The organism is Sorangiineae bacterium MSr11954, from assembly GCA_037157815.1.
In the GTDB taxonomy this organism is placed as follows: domain Bacteria; phylum Myxococcota_A; class Polyangia; order Polyangiales; family Polyangiaceae; genus Pendulispora; species Pendulispora albinea.
Genome location: CP089984.1, coordinates 2,865,463 through 2,891,055 on the forward strand (window position 1 = coordinate 2,865,463; position 25,593 = coordinate 2,891,055).

The following is a 25,593-nucleotide window of genomic DNA, read 5'->3' on the forward strand; positions in this document are numbered from 1 at the left end:
CGTGCGACGGTTCGCGACAGACTCCTTCGCCGTTCGAACCCCCCTCGAATTCTCCTCCGTGACGGTTATGGCGTGGTGGCCGGCAATGTCCAGCCGATGTCCTTCATCAAGGCCGTCGTGAGATCCAACCCGTGCGTCAAATCCCCATTGATGACCGGCTCCATCAACAGATTCGGCGACAGCGATTTATCCCAATGCGAAACGGAGGACCCCGATTCGAACTTCGCCGGCGTGTACAGGAGCGGGGTAGGGGTGGTGGACGACAGGATCTCCTTCGCCGCCGCCGTGACGGCCGGCCCCTCCCATCGCACGTTTCCATTGTTGAGGGCCGAGGACTTGCGCTGGTTGTCGGTCAGCTGCGTCCACGGTTTGTCTTGCGTCGCATCGTGCAGGAACGTCTCGTAGATGTCGGGGCGGCCGCTCATCTCTTTTCCGGTGGTGCCATCCACGAAGGTGAGAAAGCCCAGCCCGTGCCCGAACTCGTGCAAGAGCACGGTCAGGAAGTCGATGCGCTTGCCGTGATTTCCGTCGAATCCCATGTACCAGCCGCCGCGGCTGGAGAGGCACCCGGGCTTGCCCAGCTCCGAGTTGAATTGAGCTTGGATGTCGGGTTGGTTGGTATTCATATCGCGGTTGGCCAGCTGGTTCGCGAGCGCGACCGGATACCACGCCGAGGCGTTCGGAAACCTCGGGTTGTAATAGGCCGACATGGGCCCCGCCGATCCGAGCGTGCCGTACGTCTCGCTGCACTGAAGCGGCGCAAACGACGCAAGGACCTTGACCTCGACGGTGCCGCTCAGGGCGGAGCCCCAGATCTCGGCCGCCTTCTTGAACACGTTGAGCGCTTGTTCGCCCTTGGTGGTGCCGGGGTTGTCGCCCACGGGGGTGACCGGGGTCGGATCGTTGAATCCCGTGTTGGCACCGTCGTTGTTGATGATCGTAATCGTGACGGCCTTGGCGCTCCCGGCGATGGAAAAGACCGCCAGCGCGCCCAGGGGGCCCGCAATCCTTCGATGGCTCATTGGCTCAGTCCTTTCCGTTTTGCCCGTTCAGCGGGAGCCGGAGCTTGATCCCAATATTCGCCGCGAAGAACGCATTCGCCTGCGGCGCCGAATCGACGCACGCCTCGCTGACCGTGCCATCGGCGTTGATGCGCGCCAACATGGCATTCTGAAACCCACCATTGAAATGGGCACTACCGCCGCCCTCGACGACGCTTACCGTCACATTCGAACGATCCAACATCGGGGCAATCTGCTTCGTCGCCTCATCGACGTCTTTTGCAGTCGGCTCGGCAACGGCCTGGGGCGACGGCGCCTGAAGATCCGTCTCTCCCGTGCTACAGCCGACCAACGAGAACACACCAACGGCTGCTGCGCCCCAGATGAATGAATTCATCCAGGACCTTCGTCGTGATTGCATACATCCTCCCTTGTTCGCCTACGGGGGGTTGATAAGTTTCGGGTGAAGCCGGTCCACCATATCGCGACCTGCTCGCGATGAGTTGCGAATTTAATGAAACTGAAATCAATTGTCGTACAAGTCAGCACCCTCACCCAAAAGGCCGTTGACACGCGGCGAACCCGCAACGCTTCGGCGGTGTCGGAGAAGTTGTTCGGACGTGCGCGGTGGCGTCTCGGCCTGACGGCGCTCGGGCCAAGGAGCGATGCCGCACCCCGCGGCCCGGGGGAACCCGCAACACGCTCGCGCCAAGTCGCGCCGCTGCACGGCGCCCCGTTGGGAACCCACAACACATTCGCGCCAAGTGCGCCGCTGCGCGCGGCGCGGTAGGCGATCGCGTGCACGAAAAATGCGGTTGCTGCTGACAACGTTGTCTCTATGCATTAGTTAAAGCGAGGAGGTCACGGCGCAGGATCGTTCCGGTACGGCCTAGCTCGCGCATATGTCCAAGCTGTCGACAAATCGGCCGACGATGAATGATGTGGCGGCCGCCGCAGGCGTCGCGCTGAAAACGGTTTCCCGCGTGGTCAACGATGAGCCGGGGGTGAACCCGGCCACCGCCGAGAAGGTCCGCGGCGCGATTGAGGCGCTTGGTTTTCGCCGGAACGATGGCGCGCGCACCCTGCGTCGAGGTCACACATCGAGCATTGGCGTCATCGTTCGTGACCTCGCCGATCCGTTCTATTCGACCCTGACGCGCGCCGTCGAAGAGGTGGCGCTGACGCATGGCTTTCTGGTCTTCACCGGATCGTGCGATGAGAGCGCCTCGCGTCAGCGCGAGTTGGCGCTCGCCTTCTGCGCCCGCCGCGTCGATGGAATCATCATCGTCCCCGTGGGCGACGATCAGCGGTACCTCGAGCCCGAGATCCATGCGGGCGTCGCCGCCGTGTTCGTCGATCGCCCGGCCACCAACATCGACGCCGACTCCGTGCTGGTCGACAACGTGGGGGGCGTGCGCAAAGGGATCGAGCACCTGCTCGCCCGCGGCCATCGCCGCATCGGCTACATCGGCGATGCGCCCGAGATTTTTACGGCGGGCGAGCGCGTGCGCGGCTACCGCGAGACCCTGACGGCCGCGGGCCACCTCATCGATCCATCGCTCATCGCCATGGCCTCGCCGAGCCGGCAGGGCATTCGCGCGGCGCTCGAGCGGATGCTCCTCTCGAGCCCGTCCCCGGCGACCGCCCTGTTCACCGGCAACAGCCGGATCACCGTGACCGTGCTGCGCGAGCTCGCCGAGCTCGAGGCCAGCGGCCAGGGGCTCGAGCGCCGCCCCGCGCTCGTCAGCTTCGACGATTTCGACCTCGCCGATCTCCTCACCCCCGGCGTGACCGTCATCGCGCAGGACCCCGCGCGCATCGGGCGGACGGCCGCCGAGCTGCTCTTTCGCCGGATGGAGGGCGGCAACCTCTCGCCCGTGCGCCGCGAGCTCCCGACCCGCCTGATCCCGCGGGGCTCCGGCGAGGCTCTGCCTTGAAGCCGGATTTCGCGCGCATTTCGGCGTAGACTACGCCTCGTTCCGCCAAAGAGGCGCGCTCGAGCATGATGGTCACCCGCGATCCGAGTCCGCAACTTCGCCCCTTCGTCAAAGCGATGTGGGCGACCGACGGCCGTCCCCCCGGGGGAGGACCCGAATCCGAACCCCGGCCCAGCCCCGTCCCGCGCCGCGAGCGCGTCTTGCCCAGCGGCACGATGCACGTGGTCTTTCGCCTCTCGGACGATCCGCTCCGCCTCTTCGAGGACGAGAACGATCCCGTCGGCCATGTGGTGGGGCACTGCATCGTCGGCGGAGCGCGCTCCGCGTATTACGTGCGCGACATCTCGAGGCCCGCGCGCAGCATCGGCGTGCAGTTCCATCCGGGCGTGGCCGAGCGATTGCTGGGCGTGCCTGCGGGCGAGCTCATGGAGCACCACACGCCGCTGGAGGACGTGTGGGGCCGCGCCGCCCCCGAGATCCGCGAACGCCTCGAGCTGGCGGGCTCGCCGGAGCGGAGCCTCGCGCTTCTCGACACCATCCTCTCCGAGCGCCTCGGGGTCGTCCGCGCACGCGGGCCGCATCCCCTGGTGACGAGGGCGCTCGCGCTCTTCGAGGCCACCACCGACGTGCGCCGCGTGGTCGACGCCAGTGGCTACAGCCATCGCCAATTCATCGCCCGTTTCCGCGACGCCATCGGCCTGACCCCCAAAATCTACTGCCGCATCCTGCGCTTCCAGCGCGCGCTCGGCAGCGTCCTCCAAGGCGGGTCAGCCTCGCGGGGGTCGTGGGCCTCGTGGGCCGACTTGGCGATGGCCGCCGGCTACGCCGACCAAGCACACTTCAACCGGGAGTTCCGCGCGTTCTCCGGCATCACCCCAGGCCGCTACCGCGATCTCGCCCCGCCGTGGTCGCATCACGTCCCGATCCCCTCGGCCGCCGAGCCCTCGCCGATCCGGCGGTAGGTCAAATCCGTTCAATACGGCGCCGGCCCGAGGGCCCAGAATGACGGCATCGTTTCCCTTTGCAGGAGAAGTCCCATGTCCGTCCACGAGCTGTTCGCTTACCTCCGCGTCCGCAACGCCGCCAAGGCCATTGCCTTCTACGAAGCTGCTTTCGGCGGCAAAGAGCTATTCCGCCTCACCGAGCCGAGCGGCCGCGTAGGTCACGCCGAAATCGACTTCAACGGCCACGTGCTCATGGTCTCCGACGAGTTCCCCGAGTTCGCCTGCATGGGCCCCGAAACGATCGGCGCCACCACCGTGACCCTCCACCTCCACGTCGACAACGCCGACCAAGTCATCGAACGCGCCATCTCCGCCGGCGCAACCCTCGTCCGTCCCCCCACCGACGCCTTCTACGGCGAACGCTCGGGCGTCGTCCGCGATCCCTTCGGCCACGAGTGGAACATCGGCCACTCCATCGAAAAGGTCACCCCCGACGAAATGCAACGCCGCTACACCGCCATGCTGACCAAATCCTGAGCCCGGGCACCTCTCGGGCCGGTCGCCGATTTTGCGCATCCGGCGAGCTCCCCTCTTCGAGGCAGCAGAGGGGAGCCTCCGATTTGGGAGGGGACGGCGCGCGCAGGTGGCGCGCCCGCCGAGCACCACGGGGTCGGGCGCCTGAAATGAAGGAGCTTTTACTTCGAATCGATTGGCGAATCGCCGTCGACGAGCACCACCGCGCCCTTGCGGCCGGGTGTCTCGGCGCGGCGGACGGCGTCGCGGAACGCAGCAAACGGAAAGGCCGTATCGAGGGCGGGGACGATATCGCCTTGGGCGATGTGGCGCAGGATGTCATCGACCAATGCACGGTGCCGCGCGGGCCCCGCCAGTTCGGTCCACCGGCGTAGCCAGAAGCCGCGAATCGCGATCTCTTTGAAGAGCACCGCGCCCACGGGGAGCGGCAGCGGGCCGCGTTCGAGGGCGCCAAAGAGAACGATCTGGCCGCCCACGCCCATGGCCTCGACGAGCTTGGCCCCCGTGGCCCCGGCCACGGCGTCGATGGCGTAGCGAAGACCGCCCTCGCCCGCGAGCTCACGCACCCGCGCCACGAAATCGTCGTCCTCCGTGCAGAGCACCGGACCGCCGTTCAACGCTTCGAGCTCCTCCACTTGCTCCCGGCGCCGGACCGCGTTGATGAGCCGGAAATTGCGCAGGCGCGCGAATTCCATCATGGCGCGTCCCAGCTGGGAGCCGGCCGCCGTTTGCAGAACGAGCCCGCCCGGCGGGACCGCGAGGAGCTCCTGCACCATGATCCAGACGCTCAAGTAGTTGACCCATACGGAGCCCGCGTTGGCCTCGGGGAGGTTGTCTGGCATCTTGACGACGGCCGCCGCCGGCACGCGCACCTGCTCGCGCCACGTTCCCTCGCCACGGGTAGCGCCGAGGAGCAAAATCACCCGATCGCCCGGCCGCAAATCGGACACCTCCGCCCCGACCTCCACGATCCGCCCCGCCGCGTCGGTCCCCGGGATGCGCGGCAAGGTGGGCTGCACCAGCCCATAGCGGCCGCGGATGTTCATCAAATCCGAAGGATGGATCGCGCACGACGTGAGGTGCACGCGGACCTCCCGCGCGCCGAGCGGCCCCGCCGGCGTTTCGTCCTCCTCGAGCCGGAGCACGTCGGCAGGCTCGCCGAATTCATGGAAGCGGATGATCCGATTCGTCGTCGTCATCAATGCGTCTCCTCGGCCCAATCGGGCCGCGCTGGTCGTTCGTTGGATCGGCTCAATCAAGCCGCGCTCGTATCTCGTTGGATCGGCCCAATCAGGCCGCGCTGGGTCGTTCGTTGGATCGGCTCAATCAAGCCGCGCTGGTCGTTCGTTGGATCGGCTCAATCAAGCCGCGCTGGTCGTTCGTTGGATCGGCTCAATCAAGCCGCGCTGGTCGTTCGTTGGATCGGCCCAATCGGGCCGTGCCTCATTCGCCCGGCCAATCAAGCCGCGCGCATAGCTCGTTCAACGAGCCCAATCAGGCCGCGCCCGCCGCTCGTTCGATATGCTGCACGATGAGATCGTTCACGGCGCCCGCATGGGTGATCGGCGCCATATGCCCCGCCCCCGCGATGGTATGCGCCGTGGCGTCGGGCAGCGATTCGGACAAAAGGTGCACCACCCGGCGCGCGGCGATCGGCGAGCTCTCGCCGGTGAGGAGCAGCGCGGGGGCCTTCACCCCGCCGTAGGCCGCGCACGGCGTGCGATCGCGCAGGAGCGTCGTTACCTCGTAGAACACCTTTTTGCCCACACGCAAGAACGCGTCGCGCGTGGTCGCGGGCAGCGCGCGCCAGCTTCCGGGACCGTTCCAATAGTCGACGAACTGTTCCATCCACGCATCGCCGCCGCCAAGGGCGGGATCGTTGAACGCATCTTCTCCATCGACCGTGCCGAGATTGGCGAGACCTTCCGGGTCCTCCGCGTCGTGAAGAACGCCCATGGCCACCGGATCGAACAGGGTGAGCGAGCGGATGATATCCGGATTTTTGCGGGCCAAGGTCGCGGCGATGAAGCCGCCGTACGAGTGCCCGACGAGGTGGATGGGCCGAGCGAGATCGCGCACGATGGCCTCGACGGCCGCCACGTCCATGTCGAAGTGGAAGGGCTCGCCCTGGGGCCACGGAGGATTGTCCCCCGACCCGATGAAATCCGGAGCAAGAACTCGGTAGCCGGCCGCCAGACGATCCATCAACCTCCGCCACTGACGCGAGGACATTCCCCCGCTGTGCAAAAGAACGACGGGCTCCCCGGAGCCCGCGGAGGCAATGGACGAAATCGAAGACGGGGAGGACGAGACAGACCGGATGGACGCAACAGAAGACGACATGGACGAACTCGTTTTCGCGAAGACGATGTGACCCCCGCCTCGACCTTGTTTGTATGACGACCGTTCATGAAGTCAAGACGATCCAAGGAAAAATAAGCCCCCGGCCGCACCCGGGGACTCAAAATCGCGCTTGCAGACTCATCCCGGCGCCCAACCGGTTCGGACTTTGGAACACGCGCAAGGAGGCGGTGCCCTCGGTCGGATCGCGCACGACCAGGGTGCCGTTGTTGTCCCGGACCCACTGCCCCCACACGAGCGCGCTGAGGATGGTCGACAGATCCCACCGCACGCTCACCCGGGCCTGGAAGATGGCGGTGCGCTCTTTGTTGTAGGGCAGGATCGACTCGTCGCCCTGCTGGCGAACGACGGTGGTGCGCGACGCTTGAATGCCTCCCTCCGTGAACTCGCTGCGGAAGGTGGCGGGGAGCTGCACGCCGGCCCCGAGCCCCGGGGTCAAATGGAGCGGCTCGATGTAGTAGTCGGCCGCTACGGCCCCGAACAGCTCGGGATCGGTCTTGGCGTTCTCGGGGAGCGTCTGGAAGGGGATGAACCCCGGCACATTGCGCTGAACGAAGTTCAAATTGCGGAAGATGCCCGAGACGCTCACCCGCAAGTAGTCGGCCTTGAGCACCGCCTGCAGCGCGCTCGCATACGCCAATTGGTCCTTCACCGCGCCCGGCTCGTCGAAGTCCTTCAAGTGCTGCCCCAGCGCATCGAGCTCGGCGCTCACGCTCCACGCCATCTCACCCCGCCGGTAGCTCTCGGGCGCGAACAGGATCTGCGGCGCCGCCGGATCGTTGCGATAGAGCCGAAAGTCGACCGACTGCGGCACCGGCATTTTATCGTGGACCACCACCCGCACCGCGCCGCCGTACGTGTAAATGGCCTTTCCGCGGACGTCGTCGAGATCGAACTTCCCTTGCTGGAAGATGCCGCCGCCCAGGTCGAAGCGCACGTGCTCGTGCGGATCGACCCCGATGCCGCCGAGGAATCCAAAGTTCGTTTCGCCCACCCGCACCGTCTCGACGTCGTTCTCACCGCCCGGGTTCAGCACCTTTTGCGGCTGCACGATGGTGGCCGTCTTGAACCCTGCGAACGCATAGAATTTGTCGCGATCGTATTGAATCTTCAGACCCGGCGACGAACCTTGAATGCGCGGAAAGATCGATTGATTGATGCTTGGATTGGTGCCACCCCAGCTGATGTCGTAGAGGTATCCCAAGCGAAAACGATCGGTGTCGAGCGGAAAGAAGACGGCCGAGATCCCCTCTCGCTCGTTCGTGCGCCCCGTTTGGTAAAAGACACGCAAATACGAGCCCGAGTCGTACAACGCGCCGTTCAAGCTCCCCGTGTTCGACGAGAGCGAGGCCAGATCGAACCGGAGCACCAACGACGCCTCGGTGGTGAGCCGGGGGAGGAAGCCCGGCATTTTCTTGTACATCACCACGTGCGTAAGGTTCTCGCGGCCTGAAAAGCGCGAGTTCAAATTGTCGAAGAAGAGCCGGTATTGCGGGCGATCGCCGATCGAGAAGGTCGGCGATAGCGGGATGAGCTCTCCGGTCTTATGGAGAAAGTCGTCATCGCCAAATGTCCATGTGAGGCGCGTGTCCATGAAGCTGCTGTCACGGGTCCCCGGCGGCGGCAAACCCACCCCGCGCGCGCCCGCCGTTCCCAACATCGGATCGGCCGGTGGGGTCGGGGACGTCGGAGGCGTCGTCGGGGACGTTGGAAGGGTAGGCCCTGCCGCGGGCGATGGCGCCGCGGTCGATGGCGCAACGGGAGGCGCCGCGGTCGATGGCGCAACGGGAGGCGCCGCGGTCGATGGCGCCACGGGAGGCGCCGTGGTCGCGGGGGGCCCGCCCGGGCTCGGGGTCGCGGGCGGTGAAGGCGGCGGCTCCGGTGCGGCGGGCGGTGTTTGGGCCGATGCGACGGCGGGAAAGGCGAGGATCGCGAGGGAGGCGGCGAGGAGGGAGAAGAAAGCGCGCATCGACGTGGTCTCAATTGCCGGGGTTGTCGGAGGAGGTCCGCTTCACACACGCTCGATCGGAGGCGAGCGCGGGCTGCGCGAGATCGACGACGATGTCGTCGGCGCAGCGCGCTTCGACGGTGAACTGGCTTCCGCCCGAGAAATAGCGGAGGGTCCCGGTGAACGACTTCAGCGGCTTTCCACGCAGCGCGGCCGCGCGAAAGGTCGCCACCGACGAGCCGTTCGCCTGCATCTGCGCGTCGCGCGCCGCGCCCGAGGGCACGCGCGGATCGCTGTCGTGGAGCACCAGCCGAAAATCCCCGCGCGCCGCGTACGCCGACCACTCCGAGCACTGCACATCGCGCGCGCACGCCGCCGAGCACGACTTCTCCGGATCGGTGTCGAAGTCGATCCGGCCGTCGCCGTTCAAGTCGCAGTTGCTCGCGTCGTCCTTTGGCGCGAAGGCAGGCGCCTCGGGAAACCCGGGACCAAAGTGCGCGGCCACCGCCAAGGTGTGCGGGTGCACCCGCGGCTCGGGCGCGTCGGCCGGCTGCGGCACATCGCCCGTCCACGCGCGCACCAAGGACGCCACGGCGCGGAGCTTCGTCGGCGTATCCAGCGCTCGCGCCACGTCGAAGACGAACGGCTCCGGGACCATGCAGGGCCGCGCGCCGGGCACACCGGGCAGCCATCGCTCGACGCTCCACGTGGGGAACCCCAGCTCCGTAAAGCCGAAAAAGTCCGACGCCGTCCCCGCGAGCGACGTAAGCCGATCGCACACGCCCAGGTTCGAGGGCGCGCTGAAGTTGTATGCGAACACGCTCGCGAACCCGCGTGGATCGTCCAGATCCGTCACATAGAAGCCATCCGGCGCGATGCGCGTCACCACCACGCTGAACGCGAAGGTGTTTCGCTCCGGGCGGTAGCCGGTGTCGAGCTGCACCTGCTCGTGCGGAAACGAGGTCGCCGTCCCGCCTTGGGACACGCCCCGCACATCGGCCACCCGAGGGAGCGCAAAGTAGAAGATGGGGCTCACCCCGGTGGCGTAGGTGCCTACGTCCTCCGAGTCGTCGTTGGCGAAGGCGCAGCCGGGATCGGCCGGAAAATCCACGGCGCCATCGCCATCGTCGTCTTTGCCGTTCGAGCATTGGGGCGGCGGATCGACATGGGGCTCCACCGGAAAATAGCCCATGTCCTCCGCCCAGATCCGCGCGTTGCCATAGGCGCCCACCATGCCGACGGTCACATCGTCCGCCACCCCTCGGGCGAGCCTCACATTGCGCCCGACCACGCGCGGCCCGCTCACCGTCTGCACCGTTCCCGGCTTGACGGAGAGCCGCACATACCCCGAAAACTCCGTATCGACGCCCCCATCCGCGCGCTGCGCCGCGATGCGCAGGGTGGCCTCCGCCGGCGTCTGAAAGGTGAGGGGGATGCGCGCGTCCGCCGTCCCCCGCTCCCCCGAGCGCACCTCGACCACCAGCCGCCTCCCCGCGCCCAGCTGCGGAAACGCGTCGTGGCACCCCATGCCGAGCGCGCCCGTCCCCACCAAGGTCGCGAGCGCGCAGCCGGCGCCCATCGCGCGCGCCGCGAGGTTCGTACGCACGGCACGCATCCCCGGGCGCCGCGCGCGCATCGGCCTCGACCGCCGCGCGCTCATCGGCCGATCATCTCCTGGCGATCATCCGAAAAATTCCCCGCCCGCGCGTCCACGCACGACAAGATTTTGCACTCTTCGCCGGCGATGGAGCACGCATCGCGATCGATCTCGCAGTTGGGCCGATCGGGCGACGCGGCGCACACGCGGTTGTGAAACACGGCCACCGAGTCGCGGCATCCGCGATCCACGCAGCGCCCGACGGACGGATCGCAGCTCCCGTTGGTCACGCACACGGCGGCGCCCGATGCCTCCTCGGCCTGCGCCTGGCCGGGGCACGCGCACACCGCGTCGATGCCGGCGCCGGCGCAATCCGAATCGCGGCCGCACGCCTTTAGCCCCTCCGGTGTTCCCGCCTCCTCGCCGATGTAGCCGCATGGCTTCTGCTGCCGCAGATAATCGATCAGCGCATCGCGCTGCTGGATCTTCGTATCGAACTGCGTCGTATTGCGTTGAAGGACGCGAAACCCCGAGCCGCCCGCCGCCAGGTAATTGCTGGTCGCGAGCTCGTAGAGGTTGGTGGGCGCGATCAACGCCAAACACCGCTTGGTCCCGCGCGTATCGCAGGAGCCGGGGTGCGGCTTCCCGTTTGCGTCCGGCGGGCACTCCGCGTCCGCCTGGCACGTGATGCTGGTATGCCCGATGTAGACTTCATCGGCGCAGCTGGTGACGGGGCAAAATCCGGCCTCTTGGCCCGCCGCTCTTTGGCAGAACCCCTTGGTGCCCTCCCGGCAATCGGAGTCGTTCACGCAGCTCGGCCCCGCGCCGGGGCGCGCGCACTCGGCGCAATCGAGCCTCACGCGGGCCCCTGCGATTTGCACCTGCGACGTGCAGCCGCGCGAGGCGGAGCGGCGCGCGACGTAGTCGAAGAGATCCTGCACCTCGACCCCCGTGAGCTGCATCTTGGTGATCGAGTTGTCGAAGGGGAAGATGTTGTACATCTGCTCGATGGTGACCGGCCCGGGATTCAAATCGGCGCGGATGCCGCCCGTGTTGGTGAGCGAAAAGTCCGTTTGGATGCCGAGCCGCAGCCACATGGCCGCCGCGACCAAATTGCCGAGCGGTGAGTCGCCGCCGCCCGGGGCCGTGCGCTTGGAGCCTTGCGGAGCATAGCCCACCAGAAGATCCAAGTCGGCCACCCGGTCCAAGGTGCGCCGGTACGGCTGCAGCATATCGACCACCACCGGATCCTCCGGCACCTGCGCGTCGATGGGGAACGCCGTGTATTTGTGCGAAACGATTTCGAACTTGTTGATGGCCTCGTACGCGCTGGGATCGCCGTTGGGGCTCGCCTCCGCCGGATCGTTCGATAAGACCACGTCGAGGCGGCCCACGTATTTGGCAAATGCCCCCGAGTGCGCGATCACCACGTTTCGTGGTTTGCACAGGCGCTTCATCATGTAGGGGTGATCGACCGGATCGGGGTGTTTCTCGTCGTGGGGTGGCGGCGCGTCGGGATCGAGGTCCAGATCCGGATCGAGGGTCCAGATGAAGCCCGGGTGGGCCGGATCGGCGCTGCAATCGCGGACCTGTTGCGGCGGGTTGATGACCACGTGATTGTGCCCGCCGAGCACCACATCGATGCCGGTGGTCTCGCGCACCATGCGCTGATCCGTCTCGAGGCCCAGGTGCGTGAGCATGACCACGACATCCGCGTACGGCCGCACCAGATCGATGTAGCCTTGCGCGGTCTCCACCGTGTTGAGCGGGGTGATGCCCAATCGATTCGGTTGATCGAAAATCGAGGTGAGGCTCGAGAGATTCCCCATGCCGATGACCGCGATCTTCAAGCCTTCGCGGTTGATGACCGTAAATGGTTTGGCGATGGTGGAGAGCTTCGGGCTATCGGGGTTTTGCGGATTGTCGAATTTGTAATTGGCCACCAACGACGAAAACGAGCCCCAGCGCTGGAACTGCTGCGTCACATTGAGGGCGCCGCGGTCGAACTCGTGATTGCCGATGACCGCCGCGTCGACCCCCATGGCGGAGAGCGCGCGCACCTCGGGCTCGCCCGCGTAAAAATTGAAGATGGGCGCGCCTTGAAACGAATCGCCGGAGTCGAAGTGCACCACCCGCTCGGAGCGCGCCCGCTCGCGCGCGAGCACATACGACATGCGCGCGACCCCGCCCACGTTGCTCAGCTGACCGAGGGTCCCGAGGCCCAGATCCGCGTCGACTTGGGTCACCAACAGATCGTACGGGAGCAGCCGCGAGTGAATGTCCGACGTGTGCAACAGCGTCAAACGCGTTTGGCACGTCTGCCCCGGCGGGCAGGGCGAGCTCGGACCCTCCACCGACGAGCTACAACCCGCCCCACCCCCGACGGCGAACAGGGTCGCCGCCGCAAACCACGCGGAGACCACGCCACGGCACCACGACCCCGACCCCATGCGGGCCGGACCTTAACATATCTTCGTGCGATTCACGCGGGCGACCGGAGGGCGCGAGCCCGATCCGATCACTCCAGGCCCGGCTCCTCGGCGCTGCCGGCGAGCAGGTCGAAGAAGCGCGGCGCGAACACGCGCGCGACCAGCGACTCGACGGTCTCGGCCGAGTCGCAGCCCAGCGCTTGCTCGGCCGCGCTCTGGCACTCGGCCAATCCGACACGGCGGATGGCCTCTTTCAGCTCGGGGATGGCCGCCGCTTCCATGCTGAGCTCACGCAGCCCGAGGCCCAGCAAGAGCGGCGCAGCCAGGACGTCGGAGGCCATGGCGCCGCAAATGGAGACGGGGATGCGGCGATCGTTGGCCACGCGGGCCACGTTGTAGATGAGACGCAAAATCGAGGGATCGAAGGGGGAGGCGAGGCTGGCGAGGGTGCGGCTCGTGCGGTCGATGGCCAGCGCGTATTGGATCAAGTCGTTGGTGCCGATGCTGAAAAACTCGGCCTCGCGCGCGAACACGTCGGCCATGACGGCGGCCGAGGGCACCTCGATCATCATGCCCAGAGGAATGCGCACCGCGTGGGCGAGCCCGCGCTGCCGCACCTCGTTCATGGCGCGGTTCAAGAGCTTTCGCACCTCGCGCATCTCGTGCACGCTCGCCACCATGGGCACCATGATGCGGACGTCGCCGTGCGCGCTGGCCCGCACCATGGCCCGAAGTTGCGTCATGAACACGTCGGGCCGGCTCAGCGCGAGCCGCACCGCGCGCAGGCCGAGGGCCGGGTTCATCTCGGCCGGCAGCGCAAAGGTGCTGGCGAATTTGTCGCCGCCGATGTCGAAGGTGCGCAAGGTCACCGGGTGCGGCGATACGGCTTCGACCACCGCGCGGTAAAGCTCGTATTGCTCGTCTTCGGTCGGAAGGCTGGAGCGATCGATGTAGAGGAACTCGGTGCGGTAAAGCCCGATGCCCTGCGCGCCATGGTCGAGCGCGAGGATCGCCTCCGCCGGGAGCTCCACGTTGGCCTTGAGGGTCACCGCCTCGCCCGACGCCGCCACGCAAGGCTGGTTGCGCGCCGAGAGCAGCCCGCGCGCGAACGCCAAATGCCGCGCGGAGCGGGCGTGCGCGTCGGCGATTTGCCGGTCGTCGGGGTGCACGGTGACCTCGCCGCGCAATCCGTCGACGATGATGGTGTCGCCGGTGCGGACCAAGTTCAGCGCGTCGGCCACGCCCACCACCGCCGGGATCTCCAGCGCGCGCGCCATGATCGACGTGTGGCTCGTGCGGGTGCCGACCTCGGTGACGAAGGCCAGCGCGGGCTCGCGCACCATGCCGGCGGTGTCGGCGGGCGAGAGATCGCGCGCCACCACGATCATCGGTTGATCGAGCCGCGGGATGACGTGGCCCGGCTCACCCATGAGCGCGCGCAAGATGCGGTCGCACACGAACTCCACGTCGTGGCGGCGCTCTTGGATGTACGCGTCCTTCTCACCCGGCCCGCCGTCGAACAGGCGCAGAATGTCCTCGCTGGCGGCGGCGACCGCCCACTCCGCGCACTTCTTCTCGCTGCGCACCTTGCGGTTGATCCGCTCGTGCAGCATCGGATCGTCCAGCATGAGCAGGTACGCATCGAGGATGGGCGCCTGCGTCTTCGCTTGGTCGGTGGGCAGGCGCGAGCTCACCTCGCGCAAGCTCGCCTTGGCCGCCTCCACCGCTTGCCGCACCCGCCCGAGCTCCTGCTCCATGGCCGCGGTGTGAATGTGCCGGCGCGTGTAGGCCGAGCGCATTTCGCCGATGACGAGGGCCGTTCCCACGGCCACGCCCGGCGAGCCCGCGATGCCTTTGACGACGCGCGCCTCGAGCGACGCATCGCCCGACGAGGGCGGCGGCGGCGACGACGGCGACGATGTGCGCGCCGCGGGAACTCCGCCCGAGGGCGTGATGCTCGGCTTCGAGCCCGGGGCCGATGCCACGGGGAGGTTCGGCCTGGAGGACGCGGGGGCGGGGCGGGAGCGTCGGTCTTTGGGTGGGGCCGGGGGCGGGGGAGGGCGCGAGTCGCTCATCAGTTCGCCTCTCCGAATTTGTTGGCGATGAGCTCCCCGATCGCCTCCACGCACTCCGTCGCCTTTTCACCGCTGGCGCGCACCTCCACCACGGTGCCGCGCGAGCCGCAGAGCAAGAGCACCCCCATGACGCTCTTTCCATTGGCGGCCTGTTCTTCCCGTGCGATTTCGACGTCGCACGGAAACTTGGAGGCCAGCTGCACGAGCTTGGTGGCCGCGCGCGCATGCAACCCGAGCGCATTGACGATGGTGAAACGCCCTGTCGCTCGAGTCATGGACTGCCTTTGCTTCCTGGTGAAATGGCCGGGGAGACGATGCCTTTGAGTTCCGTATTGGATTGACGCCCCGAGTCAGGAAAGTCCTCGTCCACCAACATGGGTCGGCTGGGCGTTGGCGCCGGAGGCGGCTTCGTCCACCCATCTTGGAAGCGCGCCACATCGCGGTGCACCACGCTCACCTGCGTAACCTGCGTATCCGTGGTCCCCTCGCGCACGAGGGCCTCGGAGAGCGCCTCGGCCAAGACCACGGAGCGGTGCCGGCCGCCGGTACATCCGACGCCAATCGTGAGATAACTTTTCCCTTCTCGCTCGTACTTGGGGAGCATGAACGTCAGGAGCTCCCTTGTCTTCTTTAGGAACTCCTGGGCCTCCGGCAAGCCGAGGACGAACGCCTTGACCCGAGGATCGGTGCCCGGAAGGCGTTTCAAGTCCTTGACGAAGTAGGGATTCTCGAGAAAACGCACGTCGAGGACCAAATCGGCATCCACCGGCGTTCCGTATTTGAATCCGAACGAAATGATGCGCGTGAGCATCCGCGGAGCTCCCTCCGCGGCGGGACCGAAATGTGCAATTACCGAGCGCCGCAGATCGTGGACGCTCAGGTGGGTCGTGTCGTAGACGTGGGTGGCCTGCGCCCGCATGGGGGCAAGGCGCTCCCGCTCGAGCCTTACGCCGTCGAGCACCGCGATGGCCCCCACCAAGTCGGCCCCGGCGCGCGTGGCCTCCTCCGTGGCCTCCGTCGTCAACGGGTGCGGCCGGCGCGATTCGCTGAATCGATGCAGCAGCGATTCATCCGACGCGTCGAGGAAAATGACATGAACGTGGCGGCGCCCGTGGGCCGAGAGCTCGGAGAGGACCTCCCCGGCCGACGTGATGAAGCTTCGGACGCGCACATCCATCCCGAGCGCGACCCGCGTCATGCCGCCTTCTTCGCAGACGCTCACCGCGCGCGGCGCGAGCACCGTGGGCAGGTTGTCGACGCAGAAGAAGCCGAGATCCTCCAGGGTGTGCAGGGCGGTGGTCTTGCCTGCGCCCGAGAGCCCCGTGACGATGACGACGCTCGTCTTGTTCGCGGCCGCCTCCTCGCCGCCAGGACCTCCCGCGCTCCCCGGGTCTCCCGGATGATGCTTGTCCCCCGGCGGGTTCATTCGTCGTCCCCCTTGGGCACCGGGCGGACCGGGATCCACGCCGAGCTCTCGTTCAATCGGGCCGTCGAATCGGCCAGCGCGGCCCACGAGGGGCGCTCGGCGGTGGCCTCCGGCGAGCTCGGGCTCGAGGCATCGGGCGCGCTGTCGTAGACCGAATCCGGCTCGTCGATCGCGGCGCGCGTCACCAGCTGCTGCTCGAGGCGATCTTTGAACTCGCGCGACGAGTTGGTGCCCGCGCGGCGAAGCAGCTCGTTGCGGGCGGCGATTTCCAGAATGCTCCCCATGTCCCTCCCCGGGCGCACCGGCACCGTGAGCTCGCGAATGGGCGTGCCCAGGATCGTGTAGTACTTGTCCTCCAGGCCCAAGCGGTCGTACTCGACCCGCTCGTCCCAATCGGCCAGGCGCACCACCACGTCGATGCGCTTGCGCTCGCGCACGCTGGTCACGCCGAACAATGCTTTCACGTTCAGCACGCCCAGGCCGCGCACCTCGATGTGATGCCGAAGCAGGTCCGCGGGCGCGCCGAAGACCATGCCGGGCGGGCGCCAGTCGCAGAGGACGACATCGTCGGCCACCAAGCGATGCCCGCGCAGGACGAGCTCCAGCGCGCACTCGCTCTTGCCGATGCCGCTCTTGCCGAGGAGGAGCAGCCCCACGCCAAAGACATCGACCAGCACGCCGTGCAGCTGGGACTGCGGCGCCAGGCGATCATCGAGCACGGCGTGCACCGCGTTGATGGTCCGGCTCGACCGGCTCGGCGAGACGAACAGCGGGGTTCCGGTGGCTTCGGCCGCGACCACCAGCGCGCGGGGCGGCGTGTGGTTGCTCGTAACGATGACGCATGACAGTCCCAAGGAAAAAAAGCCGCGCGCGCAGACGCCGCGCACTTCGGTTTCGAGCGACTCGATGTACGACAGCTCGGTCTCCCCCAGCACCTGAACCCGCGTGGGGACCACTCCGTAGAAGTGTCCGGCGAGCGCCAAACCGGATTTCTGCACGCGCGGGTGGCGGATGGGGCGTCCCAGCCCGCCGCCTCCCGCGACCTGTCGAAGGCGAATGGCAAGTCCCGGATCGGAGACGAAGGCCTCCACCGTGATTTCCCCCTGCGGTTGAGCGCTCGGAGGATTGCCACTCTGCCAATCGGTCATGCAGTACCCCCTTCTTCCGAGGCGATGAGCTCATAAGCCGTGCGCCCGTCCTCGGCCGCGAGGAGGCGCTCTCGGAAGCTGCGGTTGCGAAGCAGGCGCGAGATGCGCGCCAGGGTCTTCAAGTGTTCGCCGGTCGCCCGCTTGGGCCCGATGACCGAGAAGAGCAGGTTCACTTTTTCGCCGTCGATGGCGTCGAAGTCGATTCCGTCGGGCGCGATGAGCAACGCGGCGCATTGCTTGTCGAGCTCCGCGATCGCGCCATGCGGAATCGCGACCCCATCCCCGATTCCCGTCGATTGAAGCTTTTCACGCTCGGTGAGGACGCTCTCGATCGTCGCCCGTGGAATGCGGGCTCCCTCGGCGAGCAGATCCGCAAGCAGGGCGAGCGCCTCGGGCTTGCTCGAAACCGTGTCGTGACCCCGGCGGACGCAAACACGCTCCGCCGAGAGAAGATCCGTAAGTCGCATGGCGTCTTTTCGTCGGTTCACTGCGGCCGGATGGCCGCCGTCGGTCGAGATTACGTAACCCCCGCCGACGGGTAACGGTCCGCCGACCCAAAAAACACTGTAGCAGCCTGTTGGGAGAGTCCGAAGGGGTTCGGGCGGAGAGCCGACGAAATGCCGAGCCTCGTTGCCCGCACCCGTACGCGTGCGCGAACCGACGCTACGGTCTCGGCAGGCACCTGGGAGCCGAGAAGATCGGGCACGTGTACGGGGACGGGCACGTGTATGGGCCGAATGAAGAAAGCCTCTCGAGCGCCTTCTTCATCCGTCGGAGCTAGCCGGTCTGCTCTCTCTTCCGTCTCAGTCTTCGCCGCTCCCGAGATCCGGGATCAGATGGTCCGACGCGCGCTCGAGCCCCTTTTTGACGTCCTTGGTGCTTCGAATCTGGGCCTCGAGCTTGTCGGACACTTTGTCGATGGAGGCGTACATATCCTCGCTGGTCTCTTTCGCGTGGAACCGTTCCGCCGCGGCGTGGAGCTCGACTTCCGCAATGTGAGCACGGTGTTGCGTGCTCAGAACGACCTGCACTTTCATCGGGTGGCGTAAAAATCTTTGAAGCTTGGCGATCTTCTCCTGCGCATATCCCTTGACTGCTTCGGTCGAATCCATGTGCCGGAAGGTGATGGCTATGTTCATGAGACCTTCACACGCTCCTTCCCGGGAGGCTGACTCCTGCAACGAACAGGTAAACAGGAAGTGACTTTTTCCCGAGCCTCTCCGTATACAAACGAGATTACCGATCCCTTGCGGGGAAAAGGTATGAAAGGTCGAAGTACACTCTAAAAAAGCTTCTTCCGCTTGCTGGAGGCCAGGATCCCCAGCATCTCCCGGTATTTGGCGACCGTGCGCCTGGCAATTTGGATGCCATTCTGGGACGCCAGGATCTCGACGATGGCCTGGTCCGACAGGGGATTGGCCTTGTCCTCCCCCTCGATGATCTTCTTGATGGCCTGCTTGACGCTCTCGGAAGCGATGTCTTCTTCCGCCATCCGGCGGATGGAGGAGTTGAAGAAATACTTGAGCTCGAACAGGCCCTGCGGTGTGTGCACGTATTTGTTCGTGGTGACCCGGCTGATCGTGGACTCGTGCATGCCGACCGCATCCGCCACGTCCCGCAGGATCATGGGCTTGAGGAAGGCCACGCCGCGCTCGAAGAACTCCCGCTGCTTCTCGACGATGCACTCCGTCACGCGGATGATGGTCTTGCGGCGCTGCTCGATGGCGCGAATGAGCCACTGGGCATTGCGCAGCTTCTCGCCGATGAACTCCTTGGCGCCCGGATCCTTCAACAGCCGCTTGGTGAGCGACTCGTTGATATAGAGCCGCTGTACGCCGCGGTCGTTGTCCGTCACCACGAAGCGGTCGCTGTCCTTGATGACGTACACGTCGGGCGTGATGCCGATGGTGCGCTCGTCGGTCTCGCTGAAGTTGCGCGCCGGGCGGCTCTCGAGCTTTTGAATCTCTTTGACCGACTCGTAGACCTCTTCGACGGGGACCTTCAGGTCGCGCGCGATGGCCTGGTAGTTGTGCTTCTCCAGGTTATGAAGGTGCTTATCGATGATCTGCAGATCGAGATCCTCGTAGCCGAAGACCTCCGCCTGCACCCGCAGGCACTCACGCAGGTCCCGGGAGCAAGCGCCGACCGGATCCCACTCCTGCATCATGCGCAGGACCTCGGGCGCGTCCTCCGGATCGAGGCCCGACTCGTCGGCGAGCTGTTCGATCGTGAGATCGGGGGTCTTCTCCCCGCTGTCGCGCTCGGTTCCCTTCAGATCGAGCAGCCCATTTTCGTCGAGATTTCCAAGCACCAGCTCGGCAAACCGCCGTTCGGCCTCGGTAAAATCGCTCATCTGCAATTGCCACCGCAGATGATCCACCAAAGACGTGGGCTTGGTCAGGTTTTGCTCGATGGGGGGCAGGTCGTCGAAGCCGCCCCGGTTGGCGGGGAGCGCCTGCTGCTGGCTGCGATTTTCGAGCAGCTGCTCCCAGTCGATGTCCTGGGTCTTCTTCTCGGTTTGAAGCTGCTGGGGATCGGTGTTCTTGAGTCGCTCGAGGCCCTCGAGCCGCTCCACCCGCTCATCGGTCTGAAGCCCGCCACTGGCTGGATCGTTCCCGATTCCTTCGATTCCCCGTGTCCGCGGATCGATGTCGTCATCGGCCAGGACGGGATTGGCATCGAGCTCTTTGCGGATTTCGTCAATCAGCTCGAGGCGCGACAGTTGCAGGAGCCGAATGGCTTGCTGCAACTGCGGGGTCATCACCAGCTGCTGACTCAGTTTGAGCTGTTGCTTGATTTCCATGGTTTCCCTGGCGGGCAGACGCTGCAACCGTCCGCCAACCTTCGAAGCTTATCACGTGGGGAGGGGCGCAAAAGCGATAACCATGCCAGCCGTAAGAAGAAAAACGGCTCAGCGCGGCTCGAACGCGGCATTTGCCCGTACCCGTTCACGTTCCGGTGCCTGTTCCCGATTCTTTGCTCTTGAATTTTCGCGAACGTGTACGGGACGGGCACGTGTACGGAGAGGGAAGGATCGGCTAAAGACGGCCCCGTGAAGTTCGTCCACGCGGCGGATCTGCACATCGACAGCCCACTCCGTGGTCTAACCCGCTACGAAGGCGCACCTCTGGAACGGGCTCGGCGTGCAACCAGGGAAGCGCTCGAGCGCGTCGTCGGGCTCTGTCTCGAGGAGCGGGCCGATTTTCTCGTGCTGGCGGGGGATGTCTTCGACGGGGACTGGAAGGACATCGGCACCGGGCTCTTCTTCGTCAGCCAGCTGGCGCGCCTTCGCGAGACGGGGTGCCGGGTGCTGCTCCTCCGCGGCAACCACGATTTCGAGCTCACGAAGAACCTCTCCTATGCCGACCACGTCTTCGAGTTCGCGGCCGCGGGAGCGGGAAGCGCTGCGTCGAAACGTGGAAAGTACACCCACCTCTTCGAGGAGGAAGGCGTGGCCTTTCACGGGGTGAGCTACGCGCAAAAGAAGACGGACAAGAGCCTCTTGCCCCTCTACGCGCCCCCCGTTCCCGGTCTGCTCAATGTGGGCGTGCTGCACACGAACGCGACGGGTAGCCGCGATCACGCGGCCTACGCGCCCTGCACCGTCGCCGAGCTCGTGGGCCATGGCTACGACTACTGGGCCCTCGGGCACGTGCACTCGCACCTGGTGCTGCATCGGGATCCGTGGGTGGTCTACCCCGGCAACACCCAGGGCCGCAGCGTCCGCGAGCTCGGCGCGAAGGGCTGCGTGCTGGTCGAGGTCTCCGGCGAGCGCTCCCTGGAGCTCCGCTTCGTCCCCACCGATACGATGCGTTACTTCATCGAGCCCGTGGCGCTCGAGCCGGAAGACGACACCTCCGCCCTCTTCGACAAGGTGCGCCGTGTGCTCGACGACGTGGCGGGTCGCGCGCAGGGCACCTTGGCGGCCGTGCGGCTGGAGATCCGAGGCGCGTCCCGGGCGCACGGCGCCATCGTGGCCGAGCGCGAGACGATCCTGGGGCAGATCCGCGCGGACGCCATCGATCGCGGGGGCGATGTGTGGCTCGAGAAGGTGAAGCTGCTGACGACGCCCGCGCAGTCCATCGAGGCGCTGCGCGCGGCCAAGGGCCTGGTGGCGGAGCTCCTGACGTGGACCGAGCGCCTGCGCGGAGAGGACGCGGAGACCGAGCGCCAAGGGCTGCTCCGGAGCTTGGAGCCCTTGAAGAAGAAGCTGGGGCGCGAGCTGGAGGAGCTGGAGCTGGTGCTGGAGGACGGGCCTTGGTTCGAGGGCGTGCTCGATCGGGCCGAAGCTCTTTTGGCCGAGAGGCTGACGTCGGGCGTGAACGACTGATGCGTCTTTTGCAGCTTCACCTCGAGCGATTCCGCCATTTCCGCGACAAGAGCCTGGTGCTCGCGCGCGAGGGGACGGGCAGCGCGGGAAAGAGCAAAGGGCTCTCCGTCGTGTACGGGCCGAACGAGGCCGGCAAGACGACGGTGCTCTGGGCCATCCGCAGCTTTCTCTTCGGCTTTCGCGACAAGAGCCCGGAGTTCGCGCTGGACTTCGAGCAGAGCGAGCTTCGCATCGGCGCGCTGGTGGAGCTCGACAACGGCCGGAGGTTCGAGGCCACGCGCACCAAAGGGCGCAAGCAGACCTTGTTCGGGCGGAGCCTCGACGGCGGCGAGGAGTTCGACGAGGAGTGGTTTCACGCGCGGCTGTCGCATCCGAGCCGGGCGGTGTTCGAGAACGTGTTCGGGTTTTCGCTGGAGATGCTCGCGCGCGGCGCGGAGTCGCTGAAGGAGCACGAGGTGAAGAGCGCCATCTACGGCGCGGGCTTCGGCGGCAACGTGGACCTGGAGAAGCTGCTCGGGGATCTGCGCAAGGAGCGGGAGTCGCTCTTCAAGGAGGGCGGAAAGGTCCCGCGCATCAACCAGCTGGCGCGCTCCCTCGACGAGCGCCGGCGGGCCGTGCGGCAGGCGACGACGCCGAGCGAAGAGCACCGGCGGGCGACCGATCAGCTGCGCGAGCAGAAGCAGCTGGCCGAGAGCACGTACGCCGCCGAGTCGGCGCGCCGCGCGGAGGCGGAGCGGGCGCGCGCGGTGACCTTGGCCATCGAGCCGTATCGCCGGCTGCGGGAGGCGGAGGCGGAGCTCTCGGGCCTGACGTGGCCGAGCGGCTTCGGCGCCGACAGCGGGCGCGCGTACGAGAAGCTGGTCACCTTGCGCGAGCAGGTGCGCGAGGAGCTCGCATCGCTCGATGAGCGCCTGCGCGAGACGCGCGATCGGCTCGGGGAATGGCCGGGCGATCCGGAGGTGCTCATGGCGGGCGACGAAATCGATGCGCTGGTGCACGATCTGGGCGCCTACAAAAAGGCGCTGGCCGAGCGCCCCAAGAACGACGACGCGCTGGATCGTCTGGGGCGGCGCACGGGCGAGCGTCTGCGGGAGATGCACCCCTCGTGGGATCTCCCGGCGCTGCGCGAAATGCGCTTCGATGCGGTGGGCACGAAGCGCGATTTCTCCGACGCGGCCGCCGATCACGAGCGCCTGCGGGCGGAGCGGGAGCAATGGTCGCGGCGGGGGGCGGCGATGGAGGCGTTGGGGCGGCAGCGCGAGCAACAAAGGCGCAAGCTCGATGCGGCGCTCGCGGCCGACGCCTCGGCCGCGGCGCTGCCGGATCCGGCGGCGATGATCGTCCCACCGGTGGCCGAGGTGGCGCGCTACGAGGCGCTCATGGCGGAGGCGGAGCGCGAGCTTCAGGCGGCCCGATCGCGGCGGGCGGATCTCAAGGCGCGGCTCTCGGCGCATCGGGAGGAGCTGTCGGCCATCGAGGCGTCGGGTCGCGCGCCGGCGGAGCGGGAGCTGGAGTCGGCGCGAACGCGGAGGCAGATCGGCTGGCGGCTGATCGAGCGCGCGCTGCTCTCGGGCGCCGGCTCGGTGGAGGAGGACGCCAAGCGCTACGGCGAGGGCGAGCCGTTGCCGCGCGCGTACGAGCGGGCGGTGGCGCAGGCCGACGACGTGGCCGATCAGATGCGCGTGCGGGCCGACGTCGTGCAAAAGCGCGCGCTGTACGAGGCGCTGGCCGCGCAGCTCGGGGAGCAGCTGCGCGAGGTGGACGCGGAGATCGCGCGCGCCGAGGCGGCCGAGCAAGAGCGCCGCCGCGCCTGGTGCGCGCTCTGGGCGAGGTCGGGGCTCTCGCCGCTCGGTCCTGGGGCGATGCGGCGGTGGCTGGAGGACCGGCAAGGCTACGTCGATCTGGACGCGTCCTTCCGCGAGGAGCAAGCGGCGTGGCAGCGCGAGGGCGAGCGCCTCGATGCGGCCGAGGAGGCGTGGAGCACGCGGTTTTCGGCCTTGGTGCAGGGGATGGGGCTCGCGCGCGATCTGGGGGCCGCCAAGGCGCTGCGGACGGTGGAGGAGCTCGCCGACTTGCGGCGGTCGTTCCTGACGGAGGAGCAGCACTTGGTGGACGCGAGCCTTCGTCTGACCAAGGAGCTCGCGGTCTACGAGGAGCGGCTGCGCGCGCTGGATCCTGCGCTGGCGATGGGCGACGTGGTGCGCGCGGTGGAGCGGCTCGCGGCGCGGCTCTCCGCCGCCCGCGAGGCGGTGCGGATGCGCGAGGAGCTCGCGCGCGCACGCAAAGCCGACGAGCACCGGGCCGCGGCGGCCGCCGAGCGGCTCGCGAAGGCCGAGGAGGAGATCCGGGCGTACCGGGCGCTGGCCGGGCAGAGCGACGACGAGGGGGTGCGCCGGGTGGTGGCCATCGCGCTCCGCGCCGACGCGCTGAAGCGCACCATCGACGAGCAGCGGCGCGTTCTTCTGCGTGCGGGGGCGCGCTGGGGTTCGGAGGCTTTCTTGGCGGAGGTCGAGAGCGCGGCGCCCGAGCTCTTGGAGCACCGGATCGCCACCTTGGAGCAGGAGGCCGACGCGATGCGCGAGCGGGCGCGCACCATCGATCAAGAGGTGGGCAAGCTCACCGAGTCGCTGGGGCACCTCGACGGCGGCTCGCGCGCGGCCGACGAGCAAGCGGCGGCGGAGGCCGATCGCGCGGCGCTGGCGGAGGACGTGGAGCGCTACGCGGTGCTCACGTTCGCGGAGGAGATCTTGCACGGGAGCATTCGCCGCTTCGAGCGGGAGCATCAGCCAGAGCTCTTGCAACAAGCCTCCATCGCCTTCGAGCGCATGACGCGCGGCCGCTATTTGCGCATCGAGCGGCGCCTCGATGGCTCGCTGCTCGCGTGCCGAAACGACGGGCGCACCGTGCTCCCCGACGCGCTCTCGACGGGGACGCGCGAGCAGCTCTTCATCGCGCTGCGTCTGGCGTACGTGGCCAGCTACGCCAAGAGCGCGGAGTCGCTGCCGATGGTGCTCGACGACGTGCTCGTCAACTTCGACGAGGCGCGCACCCGCGGCGCGCTGGAGGCGCTGGCCGGGTTCGCGGAGCGCACGCAGGTGCTCCTCTTTACGTGCCACGCGAGCCTTCGCGATCGCGTGCGCGACGTCATTCCCCAGGCCCACCATGCCGAAATCCCTGTCTGATCCCGCACCGGCGATCGCCCCGCCCGCCTCTCCGCCATCGTTCGGCGAGCGCCTCGGTCTGGAGTTTTTCGCGCGCGACGCGTTGGTGGTGGCGCGCGATCTGCTCGGGACCTTGCTCGTTCACCGCCTGCCGGATGGCGAAGCGCGGGCCGTGCGCATCGTGGAGACGGAGGCCTACCGCGGGCCGACGGATCGGGCGTGCCACGCCCGCGTGGGGCTCACGAAGCGCACGCGCACCTTGTACGGCCCGCCGGGGCACGCCTACGTCTATCTGATTTACGGGATGTACGATTGCTTCAACGTGGTGTGCTTCGGGGAAGGGAAGGGCCACGCCGTGCTTGTGCGCGCGGGCGAGCCGCTGTCGGGCATTCCAAAGGAGCTACGCACCGATGGCCCGGGGCGGATGACGCGGGCCCTCGGCATCACGCGCGCGCACGACGGCTTCAACCTGCGCGAGGGCGCGCTTTTTCTGGTGCCGCGCGCGACCAGCCGGCGACCCACGATGACCACCACGGCGCGCGTCGGGGTCGGTTACTCCGGCGTTTATGCCGACAAACCGTGGCGCTTCTTCGATGCGGCCAGCCGCCATGTCTCCCGTCCCAGTCCGAGTCAGATTGGCACGGGTGGGGTGCGCGCGCGTTAGCGGGCTCTCGCCTGATTCCGTTCCCGTTCCCGAGCCGT

The 25,593-nt window shown here is 67.2% G+C and carries 20 protein-coding genes; 6 read left to right on the plus strand and 14 right to left on the minus strand.

All coding sequences use genetic code 11. The annotated features are described in order from the left end of the window. Positions 1–65: 65 nt before the first annotated feature. Both LZC94_11125 and LZC94_11130 read right to left on the minus strand, forming a co-directional pair. The gene (locus LZC94_11125) at positions 66–1,022 is read right to left on the minus strand and encodes a hypothetical protein (protein WXB17803.1); all 957 of its coding nucleotides are present in this window, start codon (positions 1,020–1,022) and stop codon (positions 66–68) included. A 4-nt stretch (positions 1,023–1,026) separates the two neighbouring features. Beyond that, positions 1,027–1,422 (minus strand): hypothetical protein, encoded by a 396-nt coding sequence (locus tag LZC94_11130; protein WXB17804.1) that lies wholly within the window; start codon positions 1,420–1,422, stop codon positions 1,027–1,029. A 511-nt stretch (positions 1,423–1,933) separates the two neighbouring features. Here LZC94_11130 and LZC94_11135 point away from each other — a divergent pair. The 3 genes from LZC94_11135 to LZC94_11145 all read left to right on the plus strand — a co-directional run bounded on the left by LZC94_11135 (position 1,934) and on the right by LZC94_11145 (position 4,419). Then, positions 1,934–2,938: a LacI family transcriptional regulator gene (locus LZC94_11135; GenBank protein WXB17805.1), complete on the plus strand. Its 1,005-nt coding sequence runs from the start codon at positions 1,934–1,936 to the stop codon at positions 2,936–2,938. A gap of 65 nt (positions 2,939–3,003) precedes the next feature. Continuing rightward, positions 3,004–3,900, plus strand: a complete 897-nt coding sequence (locus tag LZC94_11140; GenBank protein ID WXB17806.1) for an AraC family transcriptional regulator — start codon at positions 3,004–3,006, stop codon at positions 3,898–3,900. 75 nt (positions 3,901–3,975) lie between these two features. Then, positions 3,976–4,419: a VOC family protein gene (locus LZC94_11145; GenBank protein ID WXB17807.1), complete on the plus strand. Its 444-nt coding sequence runs from the start codon at positions 3,976–3,978 to the stop codon at positions 4,417–4,419. A gap of 158 nt (positions 4,420–4,577) precedes the next feature. On the opposite strand, the gene LZC94_11150 is transcribed toward LZC94_11145, so the two are convergent. The 12 genes from LZC94_11150 to rpoN all read right to left on the minus strand — a co-directional run bounded on the left by LZC94_11150 (position 4,578) and on the right by rpoN (position 20,203). Further along, on the minus strand, positions 4,578–5,615 hold the full coding sequence (locus LZC94_11150) for a zinc-dependent alcohol dehydrogenase family protein (protein WXB17808.1): 1,038 nt from the start codon (positions 5,613–5,615) through the stop codon (positions 4,578–4,580). A gap of 295 nt (positions 5,616–5,910) precedes the next feature. Next, positions 5,911–6,759: an alpha/beta hydrolase gene (locus LZC94_11155; GenBank protein WXB17809.1), complete on the minus strand. Its 849-nt coding sequence runs from the start codon at positions 6,757–6,759 to the stop codon at positions 5,911–5,913. 118 nt (positions 6,760–6,877) lie between these two features. Further along, complete coding sequence (locus tag LZC94_11160) at positions 6,878–8,746, minus strand: hypothetical protein (GenBank protein WXB17810.1); 1,869 nt, start codon at positions 8,744–8,746, stop codon at positions 6,878–6,880. A 10-nt stretch (positions 8,747–8,756) separates the two neighbouring features. After that, positions 8,757–10,331, minus strand: coding sequence for a hypothetical protein (locus LZC94_11165; protein WXB17811.1), 1,575 nt, complete (start codon positions 10,329–10,331; stop codon positions 8,757–8,759). Between the two features lie 50 nt (positions 10,332–10,381). Next, the gene (locus LZC94_11170) at positions 10,382–12,772 is read right to left on the minus strand and encodes a bifunctional metallophosphatase/5'-nucleotidase (protein WXB17812.1); all 2,391 of its coding nucleotides are present in this window, start codon (positions 12,770–12,772) and stop codon (positions 10,382–10,384) included. 68 nt (positions 12,773–12,840) lie between these two features. Beyond that, on the minus strand, positions 12,841–14,826 hold the full coding sequence (gene ptsP / locus LZC94_11175) for a phosphoenolpyruvate--protein phosphotransferase (protein ID WXB17813.1): 1,986 nt from the start codon (positions 14,824–14,826) through the stop codon (positions 12,841–12,843). Then, the gene (locus tag LZC94_11180; protein ID WXB17814.1) at positions 14,826–15,101 is read right to left on the minus strand and encodes an HPr family phosphocarrier protein; all 276 of its coding nucleotides are present in this window, start codon (positions 15,099–15,101) and stop codon (positions 14,826–14,828) included. Before LZC94_11180 ends, ptsP begins: the two co-directional genes overlap by 1 nt. Continuing rightward, the gene (gene rapZ, locus LZC94_11185; protein WXB17815.1) at positions 15,098–16,252 is read right to left on the minus strand and encodes an RNase adapter RapZ; all 1,155 of its coding nucleotides are present in this window, start codon (positions 16,250–16,252) and stop codon (positions 15,098–15,100) included. Before rapZ ends, LZC94_11180 begins: the two co-directional genes overlap by 4 nt. Next, positions 16,249–17,400, minus strand: coding sequence for an HPr(Ser) kinase/phosphatase (gene hprK / locus LZC94_11190; protein WXB17816.1), 1,152 nt, complete (start codon positions 17,398–17,400; stop codon positions 16,249–16,251). Before hprK ends, rapZ begins: the two co-directional genes overlap by 4 nt. Then, positions 17,397–17,867 carry a PTS sugar transporter subunit IIA gene (locus LZC94_11195; GenBank protein WXB17817.1) on the minus strand — a complete coding sequence of 157 codons (471 nt, stop codon included), beginning with the start codon at positions 17,865–17,867 and terminating at the stop codon, positions 17,397–17,399. Before LZC94_11195 ends, hprK begins: the two co-directional genes overlap by 4 nt. Positions 17,868–18,203: 336 nt before the next feature. Beyond that, on the minus strand, positions 18,204–18,539 hold the full coding sequence (raiA, locus tag LZC94_11200) for a ribosome-associated translation inhibitor RaiA (protein ID WXB17818.1): 336 nt from the start codon (positions 18,537–18,539) through the stop codon (positions 18,204–18,206). 143 nt (positions 18,540–18,682) lie between these two features. After that, complete coding sequence (rpoN, locus tag LZC94_11205) at positions 18,683–20,203, minus strand: RNA polymerase factor sigma-54 (GenBank protein WXB17819.1); 1,521 nt, start codon at positions 20,201–20,203, stop codon at positions 18,683–18,685. Between the two features lie 249 nt (positions 20,204–20,452). Between rpoN and LZC94_11210 the strand changes: the two genes are divergently transcribed. From LZC94_11210 to LZC94_11220, 3 genes are read left to right on the plus strand one after another with little or no spacing between them, the layout of a single operon-like run. Next, positions 20,453–21,730, plus strand: coding sequence for a DNA repair exonuclease (locus tag LZC94_11210; protein WXB17820.1), 1,278 nt, complete (start codon positions 20,453–20,455; stop codon positions 21,728–21,730). Then, entirely contained in the window at positions 21,730–24,912 is a 3,183-nt protein-coding gene (locus LZC94_11215) for an AAA family ATPase (protein ID WXB17821.1), read from the plus strand. Before LZC94_11210 ends, LZC94_11215 begins: the two co-directional genes overlap by 1 nt. Beyond that, entirely contained in the window at positions 24,893–25,555 is a 663-nt protein-coding gene (locus LZC94_11220; GenBank protein ID WXB17822.1) for a DNA-3-methyladenine glycosylase, read from the plus strand. The genes LZC94_11215 and LZC94_11220 overlap by 20 nt, the downstream gene beginning before the upstream one ends. Positions 25,556–25,593: the final 38 nt, after the last annotated feature.

Bases quoted from the DNA above. Each gene is read 5' to 3' on its own strand.
- LZC94_11125 (WXB17803.1), bottom strand. From the start codon at position 1,022: ATGAGCCATCGAAGGATTGCGGGCCCCCTGGGCGCGCTGGCGGTCTTT.
- LZC94_11130 (WXB17804.1), bottom strand. From the start codon at position 1,422: ATGCAATCACGACGAAGGTCCTGGATGAATTCATTCATCTGGGGCGCA.
- LZC94_11135 (WXB17805.1), top strand. From the start codon at position 1,934: ATGAATGATGTGGCGGCCGCCGCAGGCGTCGCGCTGAAAACGGTTTCC.
- LZC94_11140 (WXB17806.1), top strand. From the start codon at position 3,004: ATGATGGTCACCCGCGATCCGAGTCCGCAACTTCGCCCCTTCGTCAAA.
- LZC94_11145 (WXB17807.1), top strand. From the start codon at position 3,976: ATGTCCGTCCACGAGCTGTTCGCTTACCTCCGCGTCCGCAACGCCGCC.
- LZC94_11150 (WXB17808.1), bottom strand. From the start codon at position 5,615: ATGACGACGACGAATCGGATCATCCGCTTCCATGAATTCGGCGAGCCT.
- LZC94_11155 (WXB17809.1), bottom strand. From the start codon at position 6,759: ATGTCGTCTTCTGTTGCGTCCATCCGGTCTGTCTCGTCCTCCCCGTCT.
- LZC94_11160 (WXB17810.1), bottom strand. From the start codon at position 8,746: ATGCGCGCTTTCTTCTCCCTCCTCGCCGCCTCCCTCGCGATCCTCGCC.
- LZC94_11170 (WXB17812.1), bottom strand. From the start codon at position 12,772: ATGGGGTCGGGGTCGTGGTGCCGTGGCGTGGTCTCCGCGTGGTTTGCG.
- ptsP (WXB17813.1), bottom strand. From the start codon at position 14,826: ATGAGCGACTCGCGCCCTCCCCCGCCCCCGGCCCCACCCAAAGACCGA.
- LZC94_11180 (WXB17814.1), bottom strand. From the start codon at position 15,101: ATGACTCGAGCGACAGGGCGTTTCACCATCGTCAATGCGCTCGGGTTG.
- rapZ (WXB17815.1), bottom strand. From the start codon at position 16,252: ATGAACCCGCCGGGGGACAAGCATCATCCGGGAGACCCGGGGAGCGCG.
- hprK (WXB17816.1), bottom strand. From the start codon at position 17,400: ATGACCGATTGGCAGAGTGGCAATCCTCCGAGCGCTCAACCGCAGGGG.
- LZC94_11195 (WXB17817.1), bottom strand. From the start codon at position 17,867: ATGCGACTTACGGATCTTCTCTCGGCGGAGCGTGTTTGCGTCCGCCGG.
- raiA (WXB17818.1), bottom strand. From the start codon at position 18,539: ATGAACATAGCCATCACCTTCCGGCACATGGATTCGACCGAAGCAGTC.
- rpoN (WXB17819.1), bottom strand. From the start codon at position 20,203: ATGGAAATCAAGCAACAGCTCAAACTGAGTCAGCAGCTGGTGATGACC.
- LZC94_11215 (WXB17821.1), top strand. From the start codon at position 21,730: ATGCGTCTTTTGCAGCTTCACCTCGAGCGATTCCGCCATTTCCGCGAC.
- LZC94_11220 (WXB17822.1), top strand. From the start codon at position 24,893: ATGCCGAAATCCCTGTCTGATCCCGCACCGGCGATCGCCCCGCCCGCC.